Here is a 16,209-nt window from a genome sequence, read left to right as displayed (position 1 = left end):
GAGTGCCGCGTTCCTGCGTATACGCCTGCGACCCGCTACATAAAGCTCCAACGGGCTCTACTGCAAACCACATTGAGGCTATCGTGGAAAACGGCCCGGCTGCCGGGCCCGGCTGTCGTGCCCGGCAGCCGTGACCAGCAGCTACAGCAAGGACGCAAACGGTCACACCTGTAGGGGGACACCGTGGCGCTTGAGCACCGACAGGTCGCGCCGGTCTACGCGGTCCAGCACGCGCTGCGCGTGCTCGAGACCGTGGACAAGCACAGGAACGGCGTCACCGCCGAGCAGCTCGCCCGCGAAATCGGGGTACCCATCGGTTATCTCGGCCAACTCCTCGCCATGCTCAACCGCGAGCGCTATCTCAACGCCCTGCCCGGCGGCGGCTACGCGGTCGGCGAGTCGCTGGTCCTGCTGGGCAGCGCCAGCCGCGACCTGGCGCTCGGCAAGAAGATCAAGAAGATCCTGATGGCGCTGCGCGACGAGGTCGGCGCAGCCGTCTACTTCAGCCGCTACGACGACGGCGAGGTCAAGATCGTCGACTTCGCGGACGGCCCGGAAGCACCCAAGGTCAACGAGTGGGTGGACTTCCGCTTCGCCGCCCACGCCAGCGCGGTCGGCAAGTGCCTGCTCACCCAACTCGACCACAACGGGCGCCGCGACCACCTGTCCCGGCACAAGACCGTACGGCTCACGTCCAAGACCACGATCAGCGAGAAGCTGCTGCTGACCAAGCTGGAGAGCCAGCCGGCCAGCACGCCCACCCTCGACCTCCAGGAGTACGCGATCGGCACGGTCTGCGCCGCCATCCCGATCACCGTCGGCAAGACGGTCGGCTGCCTCGCCCTCTCCCTCCCCCTCACCCAGGCCCACCGCCTCAAGGGCGCGGCCGACACCCTCAACGAGCGCGCGGCGCCGGTGCTGCTCTCACTGACCCTCTGAAGCCGTACGGCGCACCGCGCCGCGCCCACCGGAACACGACGAAGGGCGCCCCTCCCGGAGGAGGGGCGCCCTGTCGCTGTGCGCCGCCAGGGACTCGAACCCCGAACCCGCTGATTAAGAGTCAGCTGCTCTGCCAGTTGAGCTAGCGGCGCGTGCAGGACAATCATACGGGGTCGGAAAGGGTGCTCATGACCACTGCACCCGGCCCCGGAGCCGGCCCTGATCGGCACGGTCCGAACGCGCGGACACCCCCTGCACGCGGGCATGCTGAAGGGCCCGGCAAGAGGGGGGAGGTATGCCGGGCCCATCAGCGTGGGGGGAGGGGGTGTGGCTTTTTGGGGGGGTGTTGTTGTCTTTGGGGTCTGCCCGGGGGTCGACTACCAGATGATGTCGTTGGGAGCCGCCGACCGGTTGATGTCGCCGGGCGCCGGCTGCGCGGACGCAGTCGTCGCACCGATCAACCCCAACGAGATGGCGGCAACGACGCCCAGTACTGCACGGAGGGCGTGGCGGCGAATCGAAGTCATGGCAGACCTGTCCTGGGGGTTCGTGCTCGGGTGATGCGGATCCGGATGCCGGTCCGGTCTGGGGGAACCGTACGGCTGACTGAATTCTGTCGGACCGCGAGCCACTGGTCTGTAGTTTTCGCGTTCCGGAATCGGACATGGCCCTATGCGGACACATGGGACCGGATGGCCCCCGATGGGTCCATACACGCGTCCTGACACGTACCCTGAGCGCAGCCGGGGGTGATGTGAAGCATTGGGGGTGCGGGCAGTGACCGACGACGACCTTATGCGCGCCCGGGCGCAAGAACTCTATGCACTGGCGCTCGCCGAGGCGGATTGGTCTCCGGAAAGCGTCTGCGCGCGCACGGGCTGGACGCACAACGAGCTGGACGAAACGCTCCTCTGCCTGTCCGAACTGGGTCTGGCGGCGCATTTCCCCTCGTCGCGGAGCGGCTGGGCCGTGCACTCGCCCGCCACCGCCATGGCCCAGCTCATCGAGGGCAGCCGCCGGCGGACCGAGGAGCTCATCCAGACGATCACCACCGCCCACACCGCACTCAGCAAGGTGGCGTCCGAGTTCCAGCCGGTGCACATGCGGCAGCTCGCGGAGGCGCGCATCGAGGTCGCCGCCCAGCCCTCCCAGATCGCGGCGATCCTCGACGAGGCCGCCAGCACCGTGACGACCGAGATCCTCTCGATGCACCCCAGCGTGCCGCCCGAGCTGGTGCACCTCTTCAAGGCGGACGACCGCAATCGTGAGGCGCTGAGCCGCGGCGTGCGGCAGCGCTCCATCTACCTGGCCACCGCGGCCGCGGTGCCGAATGTCCGCACCCATCTGCGGACCTTCGTCAACGACGGCGGGGAGATACGCACCGCCGCGACGATCCCGATGAAGATGATCATCGTCGACCACACCCTCGCCGTCGTGCCGGCGTTCGGACTCGACGAGGGCGCCGGCGACGGCAACTCGGGCTCCGCCATGGTCCTGCGCAGCCCCGCCATGGTCGCCGTGCTGCGGCAGATGTTCGAGCACTGCTGGGCCGCGGCCTCGGACTTGTTCACCGACGACGTCGGCGCCGCGCCCGCCGCGCGCCACCGCGAGGTCGTCCGGCTGCTCGCCTCGGGGCTGACGGACGAGGCCATCGGCCGGAAGCTCGGGCTGTCGGACCGGACGGTGCGGCGGATAGTGGCCGAGCTGATGCAGCAGATCGGGGCCGACAGCCGGTTCCAGGCCGGGGTGAAGATGGTCCGCCTCGGCTGGCTGGACGACGACCCCGCGCTCCTGGACGACGTGGTCGGAAGCACCTCCGCAGGTCCGGTAGGATCCTCTCTGTCGGTGAGCGCCGCTAGCTCAACTGGCAGAGCAGCTGACTCTTAATCAGCGGGTTCGGGGTTCGAGTCCCTGGCGGCGCACAGCGAGAGGGCGTCCTTCCTTCGGGAAGGGCGCCCTCGTTCGTTTGTGCGACAAGGGCGGCATCCTGGTTGACTCGGTGCGAAAATATCCCGTAACGATGATGTGAGAGCTCTACGGGGGCTCACGAGGAGGCCATGCACGCGCACGATCCGCCGCCGCCCGGCACGGGCAGGGAGGCCCGGCCGAGTCCAGGGGCCGCCTCGCCCGGGGGCCTGCTCGACCTTCTGCAGGTCGCGGCGATGGTGCTGGACCGCACCGGTCACATCGTGCTGTGGAGCCCGGAGGCCGAACGCCTGTTCGGTTACTCGGCGGCCGAGGCCCTCGGCCAGAACGCCGGCCTGCTGCTGGTGGCGCCGGACAAGCTGGAGCTGGTCACCGAGCTGTTCAAGCAGGTCAGGGCGGGTGCCATCTGGCAGGGAGTGTTCCCGATCGTGCACGCCGACGGCACGACCCGGGACGTCGAGTTCCGCAACATGCGGATGCACGACGTGGACGGCGGCGTCTACGCGCTGGGCCTGGGCGCCGACCTCTCCACGGTGCGGCGCGTGGAGACGGACATGGCGCTGTCCAGCAGCCTCGTCGACCAGTCCCCGATCGGGCTCGCCGTCTTCGACACCGACCTGCGGATCGTCCGGGTCAACCGGGCCATGGAGGAGCTGCACGGCCTGCCCGCCGCCGCCATGCTGGGGCGCCGGGTGCGCGAGATCTCACGGGGGTCGGAGTTCCGGGTGATCGAGGCCCGGATGCGGGAGGTGCTGGAGACCGGGGAACCGCTGCTGGACCAGGACACGGTGGTCAGGACCTACGCCGACCAGGAGCACGACCACGCCTGGTCGATCTCGTACTACCGGATCCAGGACGCCACCGGGCGGGTGCTGGGCCTGGCCGCGTCGATCGCGGACTTCACCGAGCGCCACCAGGCGGCCGAGGAGATCGCGGAGGCCCGTGGCCGGCTCGCGGTGATCGCCGAGGCCGGGACCCGGATCGGCACCACGCTGGACCTGCAGCAGACCGCGCAGGAGCTGGCCTCGGTGGTGGTGCCGACGCTCGCCGACATCGCCACCGTCGACGTACTGGACGAGGTGCTGCGCGGCGGCCCGGTGCCGAAGGTGCGCGCCCAGCAGTCCGCCGAGTTCCGGGCGCTGGCCGTCGCGGCCGCCGACTCCGGCGAGGCGATCGGCGCCGTCGACCCGGTCGGCGAGCTGGCCCGGTACACCGACGACCGGCTGATCACCAAGACCGTGCGGGAGGGCCTGCCGGTGGTCGTGCACCGGGTGAGCAGCCGCATGCTGCGCCGCATAGCCCGCGACGACCGGGCCGCCGCCCAGCTGAAACGGGCGGGGGCGCACTCCTACCTCGCCGCGCCGCTCATCGCCCGCGGCGAGGTGCTGGGGGTGGTCGGGATGTTCCGCACCCGCAACCAGAAGCCCTTCGACGACGAGGACCGGACCCTGGCGCTGGAGCTGGCCGCCCGGGCCGCGATCTCCATCGACAACGCGCGGCTGTACGCGGGCGAGCGCAACGCCGCCCTCACCCTCCAGCGCAGTCTGCTGCCGCACGAGCCGCCGCGCGTGGACGGGATGGAGATCTCCGCGCGGTACATCCCCGCCGTCCGGGAGGTCGGCGGGGACTGGTACGACGTCCTGCAGCTGCGGGACGGCAAGGTCGGGCTGATCGTCGGGGACGTGATGGGCAAGGGCCTGCACGCGGCGGCGATCATGGGCCAGCTGCGCACGGCGACCCGGGCCTTCTCCCGGCTCGACCTGCCGCCGCACGAGGTGCTGGCGCACCTCGACAACATCACCGGCAGCGCCGAGGGCGATTTCATCGCCACCTGCGTCTATGCCGTCTGCGACCCCGCGACGGGCCGCTGCCAGTTCTCCACCGCCGGGCACCTGCCGCCGGTGCTGGTGCCGCCGGGCGGCCGGGCCGAGCTGATCGACCTGCCCAGCGCGGTGCCGCTGGGCGTCGGCGGGATCCGCTTCCGCACGGTGGAGCGCAAGCTCTCCGAGGGCACCTTGCTGGCGCTGTTCACCGACGGGCTGGTCGAGGACCGGCGGCAGTCCATCGACGTGGGGCTGCGCACGCTGATGCGCGTCCTCAAGCTCAAGAGCCGCCACCGCACGCTGGAGGACACCTGCGACGTCGTCCTGGGCGCCGGGCTGCAGTCACCCGACGACGACGTCGCCCTGCTGCTGGCCCGGATGGGGGCGCCGGCGGCCGGGGACGAGGCGGCCGACGAGTCCTGAGCCGCCGACCGAGGCGAGCGCCCGACGGCCGTACGGTCCTGCCGTCGGCCACCCACCCACAACGGGACTAAATCGCTCATACGACCGGTTAACAACTCGTTTCACACCTTGCGATCAAGACGGGCATTCAGGGAGGCTGGGACCGCAGGACATGTATGCGCCAAACGGACCTATGCGCCCTTACCGGTGAACGAACGGGTCCGTTTCGGCGGCTTTTTCGTGTGGGGGCCCGGGGGCGGCCCTCAGGGGGCGAGGGGGGTGAATTCAGGCGTTACCTCACGGTGGTCCGGTCGTTGACGAGTCATAGCCAGCCTCACGCGACCCGGAGGCCACAGAACGCCCACGCATGCCCCGGGGGCGGGGGGCCGCAGCGCCCGGGGCACCAACACCGCCGCGACAGCGGCGCGACATGCTTCGGGGGGAGCATCCACATGCCGCCGACACCCGGCGCCCAGCAGTACACGACCGACCCTCGGGCCGGAACACCCGTGCCCGTCATACCCCAGCAGTCCCGCCCCGGCCCGTCCCGGCCGGACCCCGGCGCGGTCGCGCCCCGGTACGACTACGAGCACTACAGCAGACTCGCGGGCCCGCTCACCGAGCCGGAGCCCGGCGTCCCGTACCGGGTGAAGTACCGCAGCCTGCTCTCCGAGGAGCCCCACCGGATACGCGCGGCACTGCTGCTCGGCGCGGCCCCGGTGCTCTCGGCGGTGCTGCTCGTCTGGCTGATGCAGCCGGCCCACTGGACCCGCCGGGAGAACGCGCCGGGCTGGATGGTCGCCTGCGACGCCGTGATGCTGATATCCATCGGCCTGATCGAGCTCTTCCGGCTGATCAACGTGACGTCCAACGCGCACGCGACGCTCGTCGCGCGCGATCCGGTACCCGTGGTCCCCGAGAAGGGCGGCAAGGTCGCCTTCGTGACCACCTTCGTCCCGGGCAAGGAGCCCCTGGCGATGGTGCGGGCGACCCTGGAGGCCGCGGTCCGCCTGCGCCACCGCGGCACCCTGCACATCTGGCTCCTGGACGAGGGCGACGACCCCGACGTCAAGCGCCTGTGCGAGCGCCTGAACGTACGCCACTTCACCCGCAAGGGCGTCGAACGCTGGAACCGGCCCAGCGGCGCCTTCCGCGCCCGCACCAAGCACGGCAACTACAACGCCTGGCTCGACGCCCACGGCGACGACTACGACTTCTTCGCCTCCGTCGACACCGACCACGTCCCGCTCCCCAACTTCCTGGAGCGGATGCTCGGATACTTCCGCGACCCGGACGTCGCCTTCGTCGTCGGGCCGCAGGTCTACGGCAACTACGACAGCGCGGTCACCAAGGCCGCCGAGAGCCAGCAGTTCCTCTTCCACGCGCTCATCCAGCGGGCCGGCAACCGCTACGGCTCCCCCATGTTCGTCGGGACCAACAACGCGGTGCGCATCAGCGCCGTCAAGAGCGTGGGCGGGCTGTACGACTCCATCACCGAGGACATGGCCACCGGTCTGGAACTGCACCGGCACCGCAACCCCGCCACCGGCCGCAAGTGGAGCTCGGTCTACACCCCGGACGTCCTCGCCGTCGGCGAGGGACCGTCCTCCTGGACCGACTTCTTCACCCAGCAGCTGCGCTGGAGCCGCGGCACCTACGAGACGCTCATCAAGCAGTTCTGGAAGGTGCCGTTCACCCTCTCCCCCGGGCGTCTGCTCAACTACTCGCTGATGGTCGTCTACTACCCGATGACGGCGGTCAACTGGGTTCTGGGCGGCCTCAGCTGCGCGCTCTTCCTGGGTCTCGGCGCCTCCGGCATCCAGATCGACTCCGAGGTCTGGATGATGCTGTACAGCGACGCCGCGGCGCTGCAGATCGGCCTGTACGTCTGGAACCGGCGGCACAACGTCAGCCCGCACGAGCCGGAGGGCTCCTCGGGCGCGGCGGGCATGGTGATGTCGGCGCTGTCCGCGCCGATCTACGCCCGCTCGCTGATGGACGCGGTACTGCGGCGCAAGAGCAGATTCGTGGTCACCCCCAAGGGGGACTCCGCGAGCCCGGACCGGCTGCTGTCCACCTTCCGCATCCACCTGTTCTGGCTGCTCGTCTTCGGCGGCTCGCTCGCCGCCAGCTTCCTCAACGGCCACACCCACGTGGCGATGCGCACGTGGGCCACGCTGGCGTTCCTCCTGGCGCTGGCACCGGTCGCCGTCTGGTCCCTGTCCCTCGTACGTTCCAGGAGCGCCGCCCGATGAGCTACCGACCCGGCCGCAGACTGCGGAAGATAGCCGTCGGAGGCACGGCGGTGGGCGTGCTCGCGGGGATGAACGCGCCCGCGATCTACGGCTACTCCGCCGCGAAGTACCACGACTACAAGATCAACCAGCCCGGGTACAAGGCCGAGTACGGCCACTGGGACCTGGTCGAGGTCCCCGAGGAGTTCCGCGTCAACGCCATCCACGCGGCGTTGCTGCGCACCGGGAAGGTGCTGCTGATCGCCGGTTCCGGCAACGACGAGCGGAACTTCAAGGCCAAGTCGTTCAAGAGCGTGCTCTGGGACCCGGTCGAGAACACCTTCAGGGAGATCGACACCCCCAAGGACATGTTCTGCGCCGGGCACACGCAACTGGCCGACGGCACGCTGCTGGTGGCCGGCGGCACCGCCCGCTACGAGAAGCTCAAGGAGGCCGTGGACCGGGCGGGCGGCGCGATGCTCATCAAGAACGAGGACCCGGACAAGCCGCGGAACTTCCCCAAGGGCACGGTCTTCGTCAACAACGAGAACGGCCGCTCCTTCCGGTCGGAGTTCCCCGTCAACGTGCCCCGCGCCAAGAAGACCGTCGACGGCCGGACCGGGAAGGTCACCGTGACGGCGAGCGAGGCGCGGGTGTTCGTGCAGTCGCTGGTCAAGGGCGAGAAGGGCATCGTCAACACCGCGGCGCAGTACGGGATCCAAGGGCTGCGGGGCGAGGACGGGGAGAACTTCTACGGGCTGGCCACCAAGCTCGGCCTGGACAAGAAGGACTTCCAGGGGATCAGGCAGGCCTACGAGTTCGACCCGCTCGCCGAGCGCTACGTCCCGGTCGACCCGATGAACGAGGCCCGCTGGTACCCGACGCTGGTCACCCTCGCCGACGGCCGGGTGCTCTCGGTCTCCGGGCTGGACGACATCGGCCAGGTCGTCCCCGGCAAGAACGAGATCTACGACCCGAGGACCCGGAGGTGGACGTACACCACCGAGCGCTACTTCCCCACCTACCCGGCACTCTTCCTGATGAAGGGCGGGAAGATCTTCTACTCGGGTGCCAACGCGGGGTACGGACCGGCCGACGAGGGGCGGGTCCCGGGCGTGTGGGACCTGCGCACCAACCGCTTCACCGAGGTCTCCGGGCTGAAGGACGCCAAGGACCTGGAGACGGCCGGCTCGGTGCTGCTGCCGCCCGCCCAGGACCAGAAGGTCATGGTGCTGGGCGGCGGCGGGGTCGGCGAGTCGCGCTCCTCGACCACCCGCACCGCCGTGGTGGACCTGGACGCCGCCGACCCGCGGTACACGCGAGGCCCCGATCTGCCCGAGCCCACCCGCTACCTGAACGCGGTGATCCTGCCGGACGACACCCTGTTCACCACCGGCGGCTCCCGTGACTACCGGGGCCGCGGCGGCAGCGACATCCTGCGGGCGCAGATCTACGACCCGGTGGACAACGCCTTCCGCAAGGCCGCCGACCCGTCCGTGGGCCGCAACTACCACTCCGAGGCGCTGCTGCTGCCCGACGGCCGGGTCGCGGTCTTCGGCTCCAACCCGCTCTTCGGTGACGCGGCCGACACCAAGCCCGGCTTCTTCGAGCAGCGGATCGAGGTCTACACCCCGGCGTACCGCTACCGGGACTCCCGGCCCTCGCTCGGCGCGGGCCCGGCGGCCGTCCGGCGCGGCGGCACGGCCACCTACGCGACCGCGTACGCCGAGCACATCGAGACGGCGCGGCTGATGCGGCCGAGCGCGGTCACCCACGCCACCGACGTGGAGCAGCGGTCGATCGCGCTGGCCGTGGAGCACGGCGAGGGGTCGGTGAGCGTGACCGTCCCCGAGGACCCGTCGATCGTGCCGCCGGGCTGGTACATGCTGGTCGTCACCGACGACGAGGGCACGCCCTCCGAGGCGCGCTGGGTGCGGGTGACCTGACGGGTGGGGCCCGGCGCGCGGTCAGGAGGCCGCGCGCCGGGCCAGTCCCAGGGCGTACTCGGGCCACCAGTCACCGGCCCGGGGGCCGCCCTTGCAGGTGCCGTCGGAGTCGCCGGGGCGCTTGATCCACAGGTAGGCGTCGACGAGTTCGTCACCGGTGTCGGTGGTGGGCGGGGTGCCCAGGCCCCGGCCGGGCGGGTTGCACCAGGCCTCGTCGTGGGCGCCGCCGAGGGGGCCGCGGCCGTTGCGGCTGGTGTCGATGACGAAGTGCTCGCCGCCGAGCCGCGCCGACAGCTTCCTGCCGTACGCGGTGTTCGCGGCGGTGGTGTAGAAGTTCGAGGTGTTGAGGGCGAAGCCGTCGGCCCCGGCGATGCCGGCCGCGCGCAACGGGCCCGCCAGGCGGGCGGGATCGCTGACCCAGCCGGCGTTGCCGGCGTCCAGGTAGACGCGTACGCGCGGCAACGCGCCCAGGGTGTCGACGGCGTGGGTCAGCAGGGCGTAGCGCTCGTCGTGGAACTCCGCCGGTGTGCAGCCGTCGACGATGTGGGTGAGGGCGTCCGGTTCGAGCACCACCAGCGCTTCGCGGTCGCCGATACCGGCCGCGACCTCGTCCGCCCAGGCGCGGTACGCGGCGCCGTCGGCGGCGCCGCCCTGCGAGTACTGACCGCAGTCGCGGTGCGGGATGTTGTACAGCACGAGCACGGGGACCCGGCCGTCGCGGGCGGCGGCCTCGGTGTAGCGCCGGGCCCGCTGCCCGGCGTCGTCCTGGCCGATCCACTCGGCGACGGGCCGGCCGGCGATCCGTTCCAGCAGGTCGGCGTCGCCCTCCCGGCCGTCCTTGCGCCACTGTGCCGTCTGACGGGCCGCGGGCGTGTCGGGGTTGACCCAGAACGGCGCCCCTGCGGTGCTGGTGCTCTCGGGGCTGCTGCTGCCGCCCTTGCCCTGGCTCCCCCCGGACTTGCCGGTGCCGAAGCAGCCGCCGAGCGCCACGGAGAGCAGTCCGGCGGCGGACACGGCGCAGGCCGCTCTGCGCAGCGGGCCGGTGTTGGTGCCGAACATCCACTCCCCCTTGGATGGCGGGACGAGACCGGTCGCCGCCAATCCTGACATACCGAACCACCAAAGGGCCCTCGTATCGGGTCAGTCGGCGTCTTTGCCGTCGAATGCCCCGCCTCGCTCCCATGGCAGAATCCCCCGGCGAAACCGTGGCCGCCGAGGGCTGGAGCCGGACGTGACAGAGCACCCGACGCACAGGGCGCGCGAGCTGCGGCTCGCCGAGGTCTTCGTGGAGCTTGCCGACACCCTGGACCGCGACTTCGACGTGGGCGTCTTCCTGGAGCGGGTCGCCGACCGCTGTGTGGAACTGCTGGACGTGACGGCGGCCGGGCTGCTGCTGGACGACGGGCGCGGCGAGCTGCGGACCGCGGCCGGCTGCGGCGGGGCGGGCGAACTCCTGGTACGTCAGCGGGAGGAGGGGCCCTGCCTGGACTGCTACCGCGGCCGCGACGTGGTCACGGCCCCGGACCTGGCGCGCTGCGACGACCGCTGGCCGCGCTTCGCCCCGCTCGCCCGCGACCGGGGCTTCCACGCCACGTACGCCGTACCGCTGCGGCGCCGGGCCGAGGTGATCGGGGCGCTGAACCTGTTCCGCGGGTCGCCCGGGGACCCTCCGGGCGGTGACGTGGCACTGGCCCGGGCGTTCGCGGACGCCGCCGCCATCGGGATACTCCAGGAACGGACCCGGCAGCGGCAGGAGTCGCTGGCCGCCCAGTTGCAGGCCGCGCTGGACAGCCGGGTCGTTCTGGAGCAGGCCAAGGGCGTGCTGGCGGAGCGCTGGGGCGTCGGCGTGGACGAGGCGTTCACGGTGCTGCGGCGGTACGCGCGCACCCACCGGGTACGGCTGGCGGAACTGGCCCTGGGCGTCGTGGACGGCACGGTGGACTCCGACGCCCTGCGGGGGTCCGGCGGTTGATCCGCCGGCGGGGGACGTCCGGTATTCGCCCTCGGCCGGGCCGGTGCCCGCGCGTCGGGCATAGGCTTGGACCCACCACCCCGGACCCCGGTGGCGTCCCGTCCCGTTCCCGTCCCTGCCGCACTCGCCAGGCTCCCGTTCCCGGAGACGTCCCATGTCCGACGACGCCACAGACACCACGCCCCGGATCCACCGGCGCACCGACGGGTCCAGCACCCTCGTGACGCTCGGCGGCGAGGTGGACGTGCTCACCGCGCCGGGGGTGTCCGCCGCGCTGGACGCGCTGACCGGTGCCGACCGCCCGGACATCGTGGTGGACCTGCGACCGGTGGAGTTCATCGACTGCAGCGGCCTGTCGGCGCTGGTGCGCGCCCGGCGCCGCGCCGAGGAGCACTCCGGGCGCGTACGGCTGGTGTGCCGGGACGAGTTCACCCTGCGCACGCTGCGGGCGACGCGGCTGACCCGGTGCTTCACGATCCTGCCGGACTGGCCGGAGCCCACGGCCTGACGCGCGCGCCGCACACGCGCCCCGGACACGCCCTAGCCCGGCCGCGTTCAGGTGTTCTAGCCTGACAGGGCGGCCCAGGACCCCGGTCGCCGGAAGTGCCTCCTACGCCTTCAGGACGTGGTCCGGCCATGGCCAAGCTCGCGGCCTCCTCACGACTGTCCCTGTCCGATCCGCGCAATCCGCACTCGACGTCTCCTGGACCTTCTCCCTGCAGCGCGCCCCCGGCAGCGACGCCCCGGCCGCCCGGATGAGCGGGGCGGCGCTGGAGGCCCTGGCGTACGGTTCCGCCGCGACGCGGGTGGCCGAGGCCGTCGCGGTCGCCTGCGGCTTTGTCGTCGCGCACGGCCAGGCGCGCCGGTTCCGCGTCACCTTGGGCGTGGACGGCGCCCGTTGCTCGGTGTGCGTGACGGACACCGGCTACCACCGGCCGCCCGGCGGACTCGTCGGCGCGCCGCCGCGGCCGCCGTCCCCGGACGGGCCCACCCGCCTCTGCCGCATGCTCACGGGCACCGAAACGGGCGAGCCGCTGGACGGGGTGCAGGTGCACCACACCGCGGACGGCGCGGTGCTGGTGCGCTTCCGTTCCCGGCTGCCCCAACCGGACGGCCCGGGGCGGCCCCACCGCCCCTCCCCTGACGCGCCGGACCACTCCCGCGGTCCCGGCGCCCGAGGGTGAGGAGCGCCCGGCCGGCGGCTCCGGGAGGAGCGGACCGCGGGCCGGGCGCTGTACACCTCGAAAGGCGCGGGGGGTTCGGTCAGGCCTTCGGCGTGAGCGTGACGGTCCGTCCCTCGCGGGCCGAGACGGCGGCCGCCTCGATGACCGTGAGCGCGTCGGCGGCCTCGCGGGCGGTGACCGGCGGCGCGGTGCCGTCGCGCAGCGCGGCGGCGACGGCGGCGTAGTACGCGGGGTACTCGCCCGGCAGGGTCGGCACGGGGCGCACGTCGTCGCCGGCGCCCAGCAGGCCCCACTCGGCCTCCGGTTCGGTGCCCCACACGGCGCCGGGCGCGGGGCGGGCGCCGTCGCGCAGCGCGGCCTCCTGCGGGTCCAGGCCGTGCTTGACGTAACCGGCAGTGCTGCCGAGCACCCGGAAGCGGGGGCCGAGCTGCGCGGTGGTGGCGCTCATCCACAGGTGAGAGCGGACACCCCCGGCGTGGGTGACGGCCACGAAGGCGTCGTCGTCCACCTGGGCGCCGGGCCGGCGCACGTCCAGCTCGCCGTACACGGAGACGGCGGGGCCGAAGAGGGTGAGCGCCTGGTCGACGAGGTGACTGCCGAGGTCGTAGAGCAGGCCGCCGATCTCGGCGGGGTCGCCCGACTCGCGCCAGCCGCCCTTCAGGCTCGGCCGCCACCGCTCGAAGCGGGACTCGAAGCGCCACACGTCGCCCAGTTCGCCGCCCTCCAGCAGCCCGCGCAGGGTGAGGAAGTCGTTGTCCCAGCGGCGGTTCTGGAAGACCGAGAGCAGCAGGCCGCGCTCCTCGGCGAGGTCCGCGAGAGCGTGCGCCTCGGCCGCGGTGCCGGCGACCGGCTTGTCGACGACGACCGCGAGTCCGGCCTCCAGGGCAGCGGTCGCCAGCGGGACGTGGGTCCTGTTCGGCGAGGCCACGACGATCAGGTCGAGCTCGCCGGCCCGCTTCCACAGCTCGTCCGGGTTGTCGGCCAGACGGGCGTCCGGGTACTCGGCGCGGGCCTGCGCCTGGCGCTCCGGGTTGCTGGTGACGACGGTGTCCAGGACGAGGCCGTCGGTGGTGGCGATCAGCGGGGCGTGGAAGACCGAACCGGCCAGACCGTAGCCGACCAGCCCGACGCGAAGGGGTGCGGGAGACATGCGACCACTTAAGCAACGCTGTTGCCAAAGTGCAAGGGAGCCTGACAATGGGGGACGTGAACAGGGGAATCTCCGGGGCCAACCTGCCCGCGCTGCGCAGCCACAACACCGCCCTCGTCCTGGGCCTGCTGCGGACGGCGACGGTCGGCGCGGGCACCGGCATCAGCCGTCTCGAACTGGCCGAGCGCACCGGGCTCACCCCGCAGGCCGTCAGCAAGATCACCGCACGGCTGCGGGCGGACGGGCTGGTCGACGAGGCGGGATGCGGCGCCCCCACCGGCGGCAAGCCGCGCACCCTGCTGCGGCTGGCGCGCCGGGCCCGGTACGCCGCCGGGGTGCACCTGGACCGGGACGAACTGACCGTGGTGCTCGCCGACCTGGCGGGCGGCGTGGTGGACGCCAGGACTCTCCCGCTGGACCTCGGCCGCCCGGCCGGGGAGGTGCTGGAGGCGGTGGCGGGGCTGGTCCGGGAGACCGTTCGGGCCACACCCGGCGCCGACGGGGCGGTGCTGGGCGCGGGGCTCGCCTGCCCGGGCCCGCTCGACCAGGCCGCGGGGGTGCTGCACCGCGTCACGGGCCTGCCGGGATGGGACGGCTACCCGCTGCGCGACGCGCTGGCCGAACGGCTCGGGCTGCCGGTCGTGCTGGACAAGGACACCAACGCGGCGGCGCTCGCCGTGCTCCCGCCCGGCGGGGACGCGGCCCCGGGCGCCGTGCCGGGCACCGGGGACTCGTTCGGCTACCTGCACCTGGGGACCGGGCTCGGCGCGGGCCTCGTGCTCGACGGCGCCCTGCACCGCGGCGCCCGCACCGGCGCCGGGGAGTTCGGCCACCAGGCGATCGCCCCGGACGGCCCGGTGTGCGCCTGCGGCAACCGGGGCTGCCTGGAGGCGCTGTGCCTGGCCGCCGTCGGCCGCGGGGACACGGCGGAAGCCGCGCGGCTGCTCGGCGTCGGCGCCGCCAATCTGGTCTCCCTGCTGGACATCGACCGGGTGGTGCTGGGCGGCCGTACCGTGCTGGCGGACCCCGGCCTGTTCGCGCGCGAGGTGGCCGCCGCCATGGACCCGCGCACCCTGCGCGCGGCCGGACGCACGGTGCCGGTCACCGTCGCCCCGGCCGGGCGGCGCGTGGTCGCCGAGGGGGCCGCGCTGCTGGCGCTGGCGCCGCTCTTCGGCCAGACGGCGGTGGGCCGGCCGCCCGTACGGGTGCGGGGGCGGGCCGTCACGGCGTCGCGCGGTGATATCAGCGGATGACCGTGAGAGCTTCACTGCCCATGAGGTGGTGCAGCGCTCTGGCCGTCGCGACGGCCGCGGTCGTGGCGGCGGCCCCCCAGGCGGCCGCGGAGGCCTTCCCGGTCACGGCCCGGCTGCTGGGCGGCCCCCACACCTACACGGCGGGGGCCGGGCCCCGGGAGTTCCGGGTGGAACTGGAGAACACCTCGCGCGAGCGACTGCGCAACGTCCACCCCGTTCTCGTCTTCGTCGACCGCGGACGGCGGCTGACGGCCGGGCAGATCCTCCTGGAGTACCGGGTGGCGGACCCCGTCGCGAAAGCCGGGAACGCACGGGACCGTTCCTGGCGGCCGGTGGCCGTCCGGCACACGGACAACGACGAGAACATCGCCGTGGTGGGCGGCGAGGACGGACCGGGCACCACGCTGCCGTCGCGCCGGAAGGTGTCGATCGCGCTGCGGCTGCGCTTCACCGCGCCGGCGCCCGCCGGGCCGGTCACGGCGTCGGCCACGATCATGGAGCGCCGCGGTGAGGACGGCGACTGGGTCGGCGAGTCCGAGGGCTACGACTTCGACGTCGTACCGTCCCGGGGCGCCACGGCCGGGCCGCAGTCCCCGCGCCCCGGCCGGACCGGCGAGGAGGAGCGGCCGGACGGCGCCGAAGGCGGGGACGGGGGCACCGGCACCGGACCGGGCGAGGGGCCGGGCACACGGCCGGGCGGCTCGCCGGCACCGGACCCCTCCGCGGGGACCGGGCCGGGAACCGAGGCGGAGGCCGGACCGCAAGCCGGACCGGGGACCGGACCGGGGACCGGACCGGGGGCGGACCCCGGGGCCGGCCCCGTCCCGGGCAAGGGCCGCGAGACCGCCCCCGGCGCCGCCCCCGGCGCCGCCCCCGGCCTCGCCGCCACCGGCGACCCGCACCGGGCGCCCGCGCTGATGCTCACGGGCGCCGGGGTGCTCGTGGTCGTGGGCGGTGCGGCCCTGAGGTTCAGCCGCCGAGGGTGAACCAGGCACCGCGGGATTTCTGCCACGCGGGGTGGCTGAGGTCCTCGGCCTCCTTGCCGTCCCCGTACAGGTCGGCGGCGCCGTCGTCGGTCATCGGCTGCGCCCGGGCACCGGCCGCGGTGAGGTCCGGGACGTCCACGACGGCCTCCCGGGCGCCCGGGGCGGAGGTGGGCGGGCCGAGCAGCCTGACGGGGACGCCGGCGGCGCTGCCGTCCCAGGAGCACACCCAGGAGCTGGCCAGGATCAGGTACTGCCCGGCGGCGTTGCGGCGGATGTCGCGGACGCTGAGGCCGCCGAGGTCGAAGCTGACCGGGGTGCCGAACGTGGCGTCGACGGAGGTGCTGGGCTTGCCGCCGCCCGCCGCCCGCGGGGGATCGTGAAGGGTGCCGCCGCC

The 16,209-nt window shown here is 73.0% G+C and carries 15 protein-coding genes and 2 tRNA genes; 11 read left to right on the top strand and 6 right to left on the bottom strand.

From position 1 onward, the window contains the following. Nucleotides 1–183: 183 nt before the first annotated feature. Nucleotides 184–939, top strand: coding sequence for an IclR family transcriptional regulator (locus OIE69_RS25135; RefSeq protein WP_326575843.1), 756 nt, complete (start codon nt 184–186; stop codon nt 937–939). 79 nt (nt 940–1,018) lie between these two features. On the opposite strand, the gene OIE69_RS25130 is transcribed toward OIE69_RS25135, so the two are convergent. The 3 genes from OIE69_RS25130 to OIE69_RS25120 form a co-directional block, all read right to left on the bottom strand. Continuing rightward, nucleotides 1,019–1,091, bottom strand: a tRNA-Lys gene (locus tag OIE69_RS25130). A gap of 666 nt (nt 1,092–1,757) precedes the next feature. Beyond that, on the bottom strand, nt 1,758–2,186 hold the full coding sequence (locus OIE69_RS25125; protein ID WP_326575841.1) for a hypothetical protein: 429 nt from the start codon (nt 2,184–2,186) through the stop codon (nt 1,758–1,760). Between the two features lie 54 nt (nt 2,187–2,240). After that, nucleotides 2,241–2,591 carry a hypothetical protein gene (locus OIE69_RS25120; RefSeq protein ID WP_326575839.1) on the bottom strand — a complete coding sequence of 117 codons (351 nt, stop codon included), beginning with the start codon at nt 2,589–2,591 and terminating at the stop codon, nt 2,241–2,243. Between OIE69_RS25120 and OIE69_RS44775 the strand changes: the two genes are divergently transcribed. The 5 genes from OIE69_RS44775 to glxA all read left to right on the top strand — a co-directional run bounded on the left by OIE69_RS44775 (nt 2,503) and on the right by glxA (nt 9,270). After that, a complete protein-coding gene (locus OIE69_RS44775) occupies nt 2,503–2,826 on the top strand; it encodes a LuxR C-terminal-related transcriptional regulator (RefSeq protein WP_392567677.1) in 324 nt (107 codons plus the stop codon). The genes OIE69_RS25120 and OIE69_RS44775 overlap by 89 nt on opposite strands. After that, nucleotides 2,789–2,861: transfer RNA gene (locus OIE69_RS25115), tRNA-Lys, on the top strand. The genes OIE69_RS44775 and OIE69_RS25115 overlap by 38 nt, the downstream gene beginning before the upstream one ends. Before the next feature lie 135 nt (nt 2,862–2,996). Continuing rightward, nucleotides 2,997–5,111, top strand: a complete 2,115-nt coding sequence (locus OIE69_RS25110; RefSeq protein ID WP_326575837.1) for a SpoIIE family protein phosphatase — start codon at nt 2,997–2,999, stop codon at nt 5,109–5,111. Nucleotides 5,112–5,542: 431 nt separating this feature from the next. Continuing rightward, entirely contained in the window at nt 5,543–7,345 is a 1,803-nt protein-coding gene (locus tag OIE69_RS25105; protein ID WP_326575835.1) for a glycosyltransferase family 2 protein, read from the top strand. After that, entirely contained in the window at nt 7,342–9,270 is a 1,929-nt protein-coding gene (gene glxA, locus OIE69_RS25100) for a radical copper oxidase GlxA (protein ID WP_326575833.1), read from the top strand. The genes OIE69_RS25105 and glxA overlap by 4 nt, the downstream gene beginning before the upstream one ends. A gap of 21 nt (nt 9,271–9,291) precedes the next feature. Here the strand turns inward: glxA and OIE69_RS25095 are convergent, their stop codons facing one another. Then, nucleotides 9,292–10,329, bottom strand: a complete 1,038-nt coding sequence (locus OIE69_RS25095) for a glycoside hydrolase family 6 protein (protein ID WP_326575831.1) — start codon at nt 10,327–10,329, stop codon at nt 9,292–9,294. Nucleotides 10,330–10,501: 172 nt separating this feature from the next. Here OIE69_RS25095 and OIE69_RS25090 point away from each other — a divergent pair, with 172 nt between their 5' ends. The 3 genes from OIE69_RS25090 to OIE69_RS25080 all read left to right on the top strand — a co-directional run bounded on the left by OIE69_RS25090 (nt 10,502) and on the right by OIE69_RS25080 (nt 12,426). After that, nucleotides 10,502–11,242 carry a GAF and ANTAR domain-containing protein gene (locus OIE69_RS25090; RefSeq protein ID WP_326575829.1) on the top strand — a complete coding sequence of 247 codons (741 nt, stop codon included), beginning with the start codon at nt 10,502–10,504 and terminating at the stop codon, nt 11,240–11,242. 154 nt (nt 11,243–11,396) lie between these two features. Further along, entirely contained in the window at nt 11,397–11,750 is a 354-nt protein-coding gene (locus OIE69_RS25085) for an STAS domain-containing protein (protein WP_326575827.1), read from the top strand. Between the two features lie 247 nt (nt 11,751–11,997). Continuing rightward, on the top strand, nt 11,998–12,426 hold the full coding sequence (locus tag OIE69_RS25080; RefSeq protein WP_326575825.1) for a hypothetical protein: 429 nt from the start codon (nt 11,998–12,000) through the stop codon (nt 12,424–12,426). Nucleotides 12,427–12,505: 79 nt separating this feature from the next. Here OIE69_RS25080 and OIE69_RS25075 read toward each other — a convergent pair whose 3' ends face one another. After that, nucleotides 12,506–13,576 carry a Gfo/Idh/MocA family oxidoreductase gene (locus tag OIE69_RS25075; RefSeq protein ID WP_326575823.1) on the bottom strand — a complete coding sequence of 357 codons (1,071 nt, stop codon included), beginning with the start codon at nt 13,574–13,576 and terminating at the stop codon, nt 12,506–12,508. A 47-nt stretch (nt 13,577–13,623) separates the two neighbouring features. Here OIE69_RS25075 and OIE69_RS25070 point away from each other — a divergent pair, with 47 nt between their 5' ends. Continuing rightward, entirely contained in the window at nt 13,624–14,829 is a 1,206-nt protein-coding gene (locus tag OIE69_RS25070) for an ROK family transcriptional regulator (RefSeq protein WP_326575821.1), read from the top strand. Continuing rightward, nucleotides 14,826–15,815, top strand: a complete 990-nt coding sequence (locus OIE69_RS25065) for a hypothetical protein (protein ID WP_326575820.1) — start codon at nt 14,826–14,828, stop codon at nt 15,813–15,815. The genes OIE69_RS25070 and OIE69_RS25065 overlap by 4 nt, the downstream gene beginning before the upstream one ends. On the opposite strand, the gene OIE69_RS25060 is transcribed toward OIE69_RS25065, so the two are convergent. Beyond that, nucleotides 15,799–16,041 carry a hypothetical protein gene (locus OIE69_RS25060; RefSeq protein WP_326575819.1) on the bottom strand — a complete coding sequence of 81 codons (243 nt, stop codon included), beginning with the start codon at nt 16,039–16,041 and terminating at the stop codon, nt 15,799–15,801. The genes OIE69_RS25065 and OIE69_RS25060 overlap by 17 nt on opposite strands. Between the last annotated feature and the right edge of the window lie 168 nt (nt 16,042–16,209).

Source organism: Actinacidiphila glaucinigra, assembly GCF_035918135.1.
In the GTDB taxonomy this organism is placed as follows: Bacteria; Actinomycetota; Actinomycetes; order Streptomycetales; family Streptomycetaceae; genus Actinacidiphila; species Actinacidiphila glaucinigra.
The sequence above is the reverse complement of the archived record's forward strand: the minus strand, read 5'-3'. Positions and strand labels throughout refer to the sequence as shown.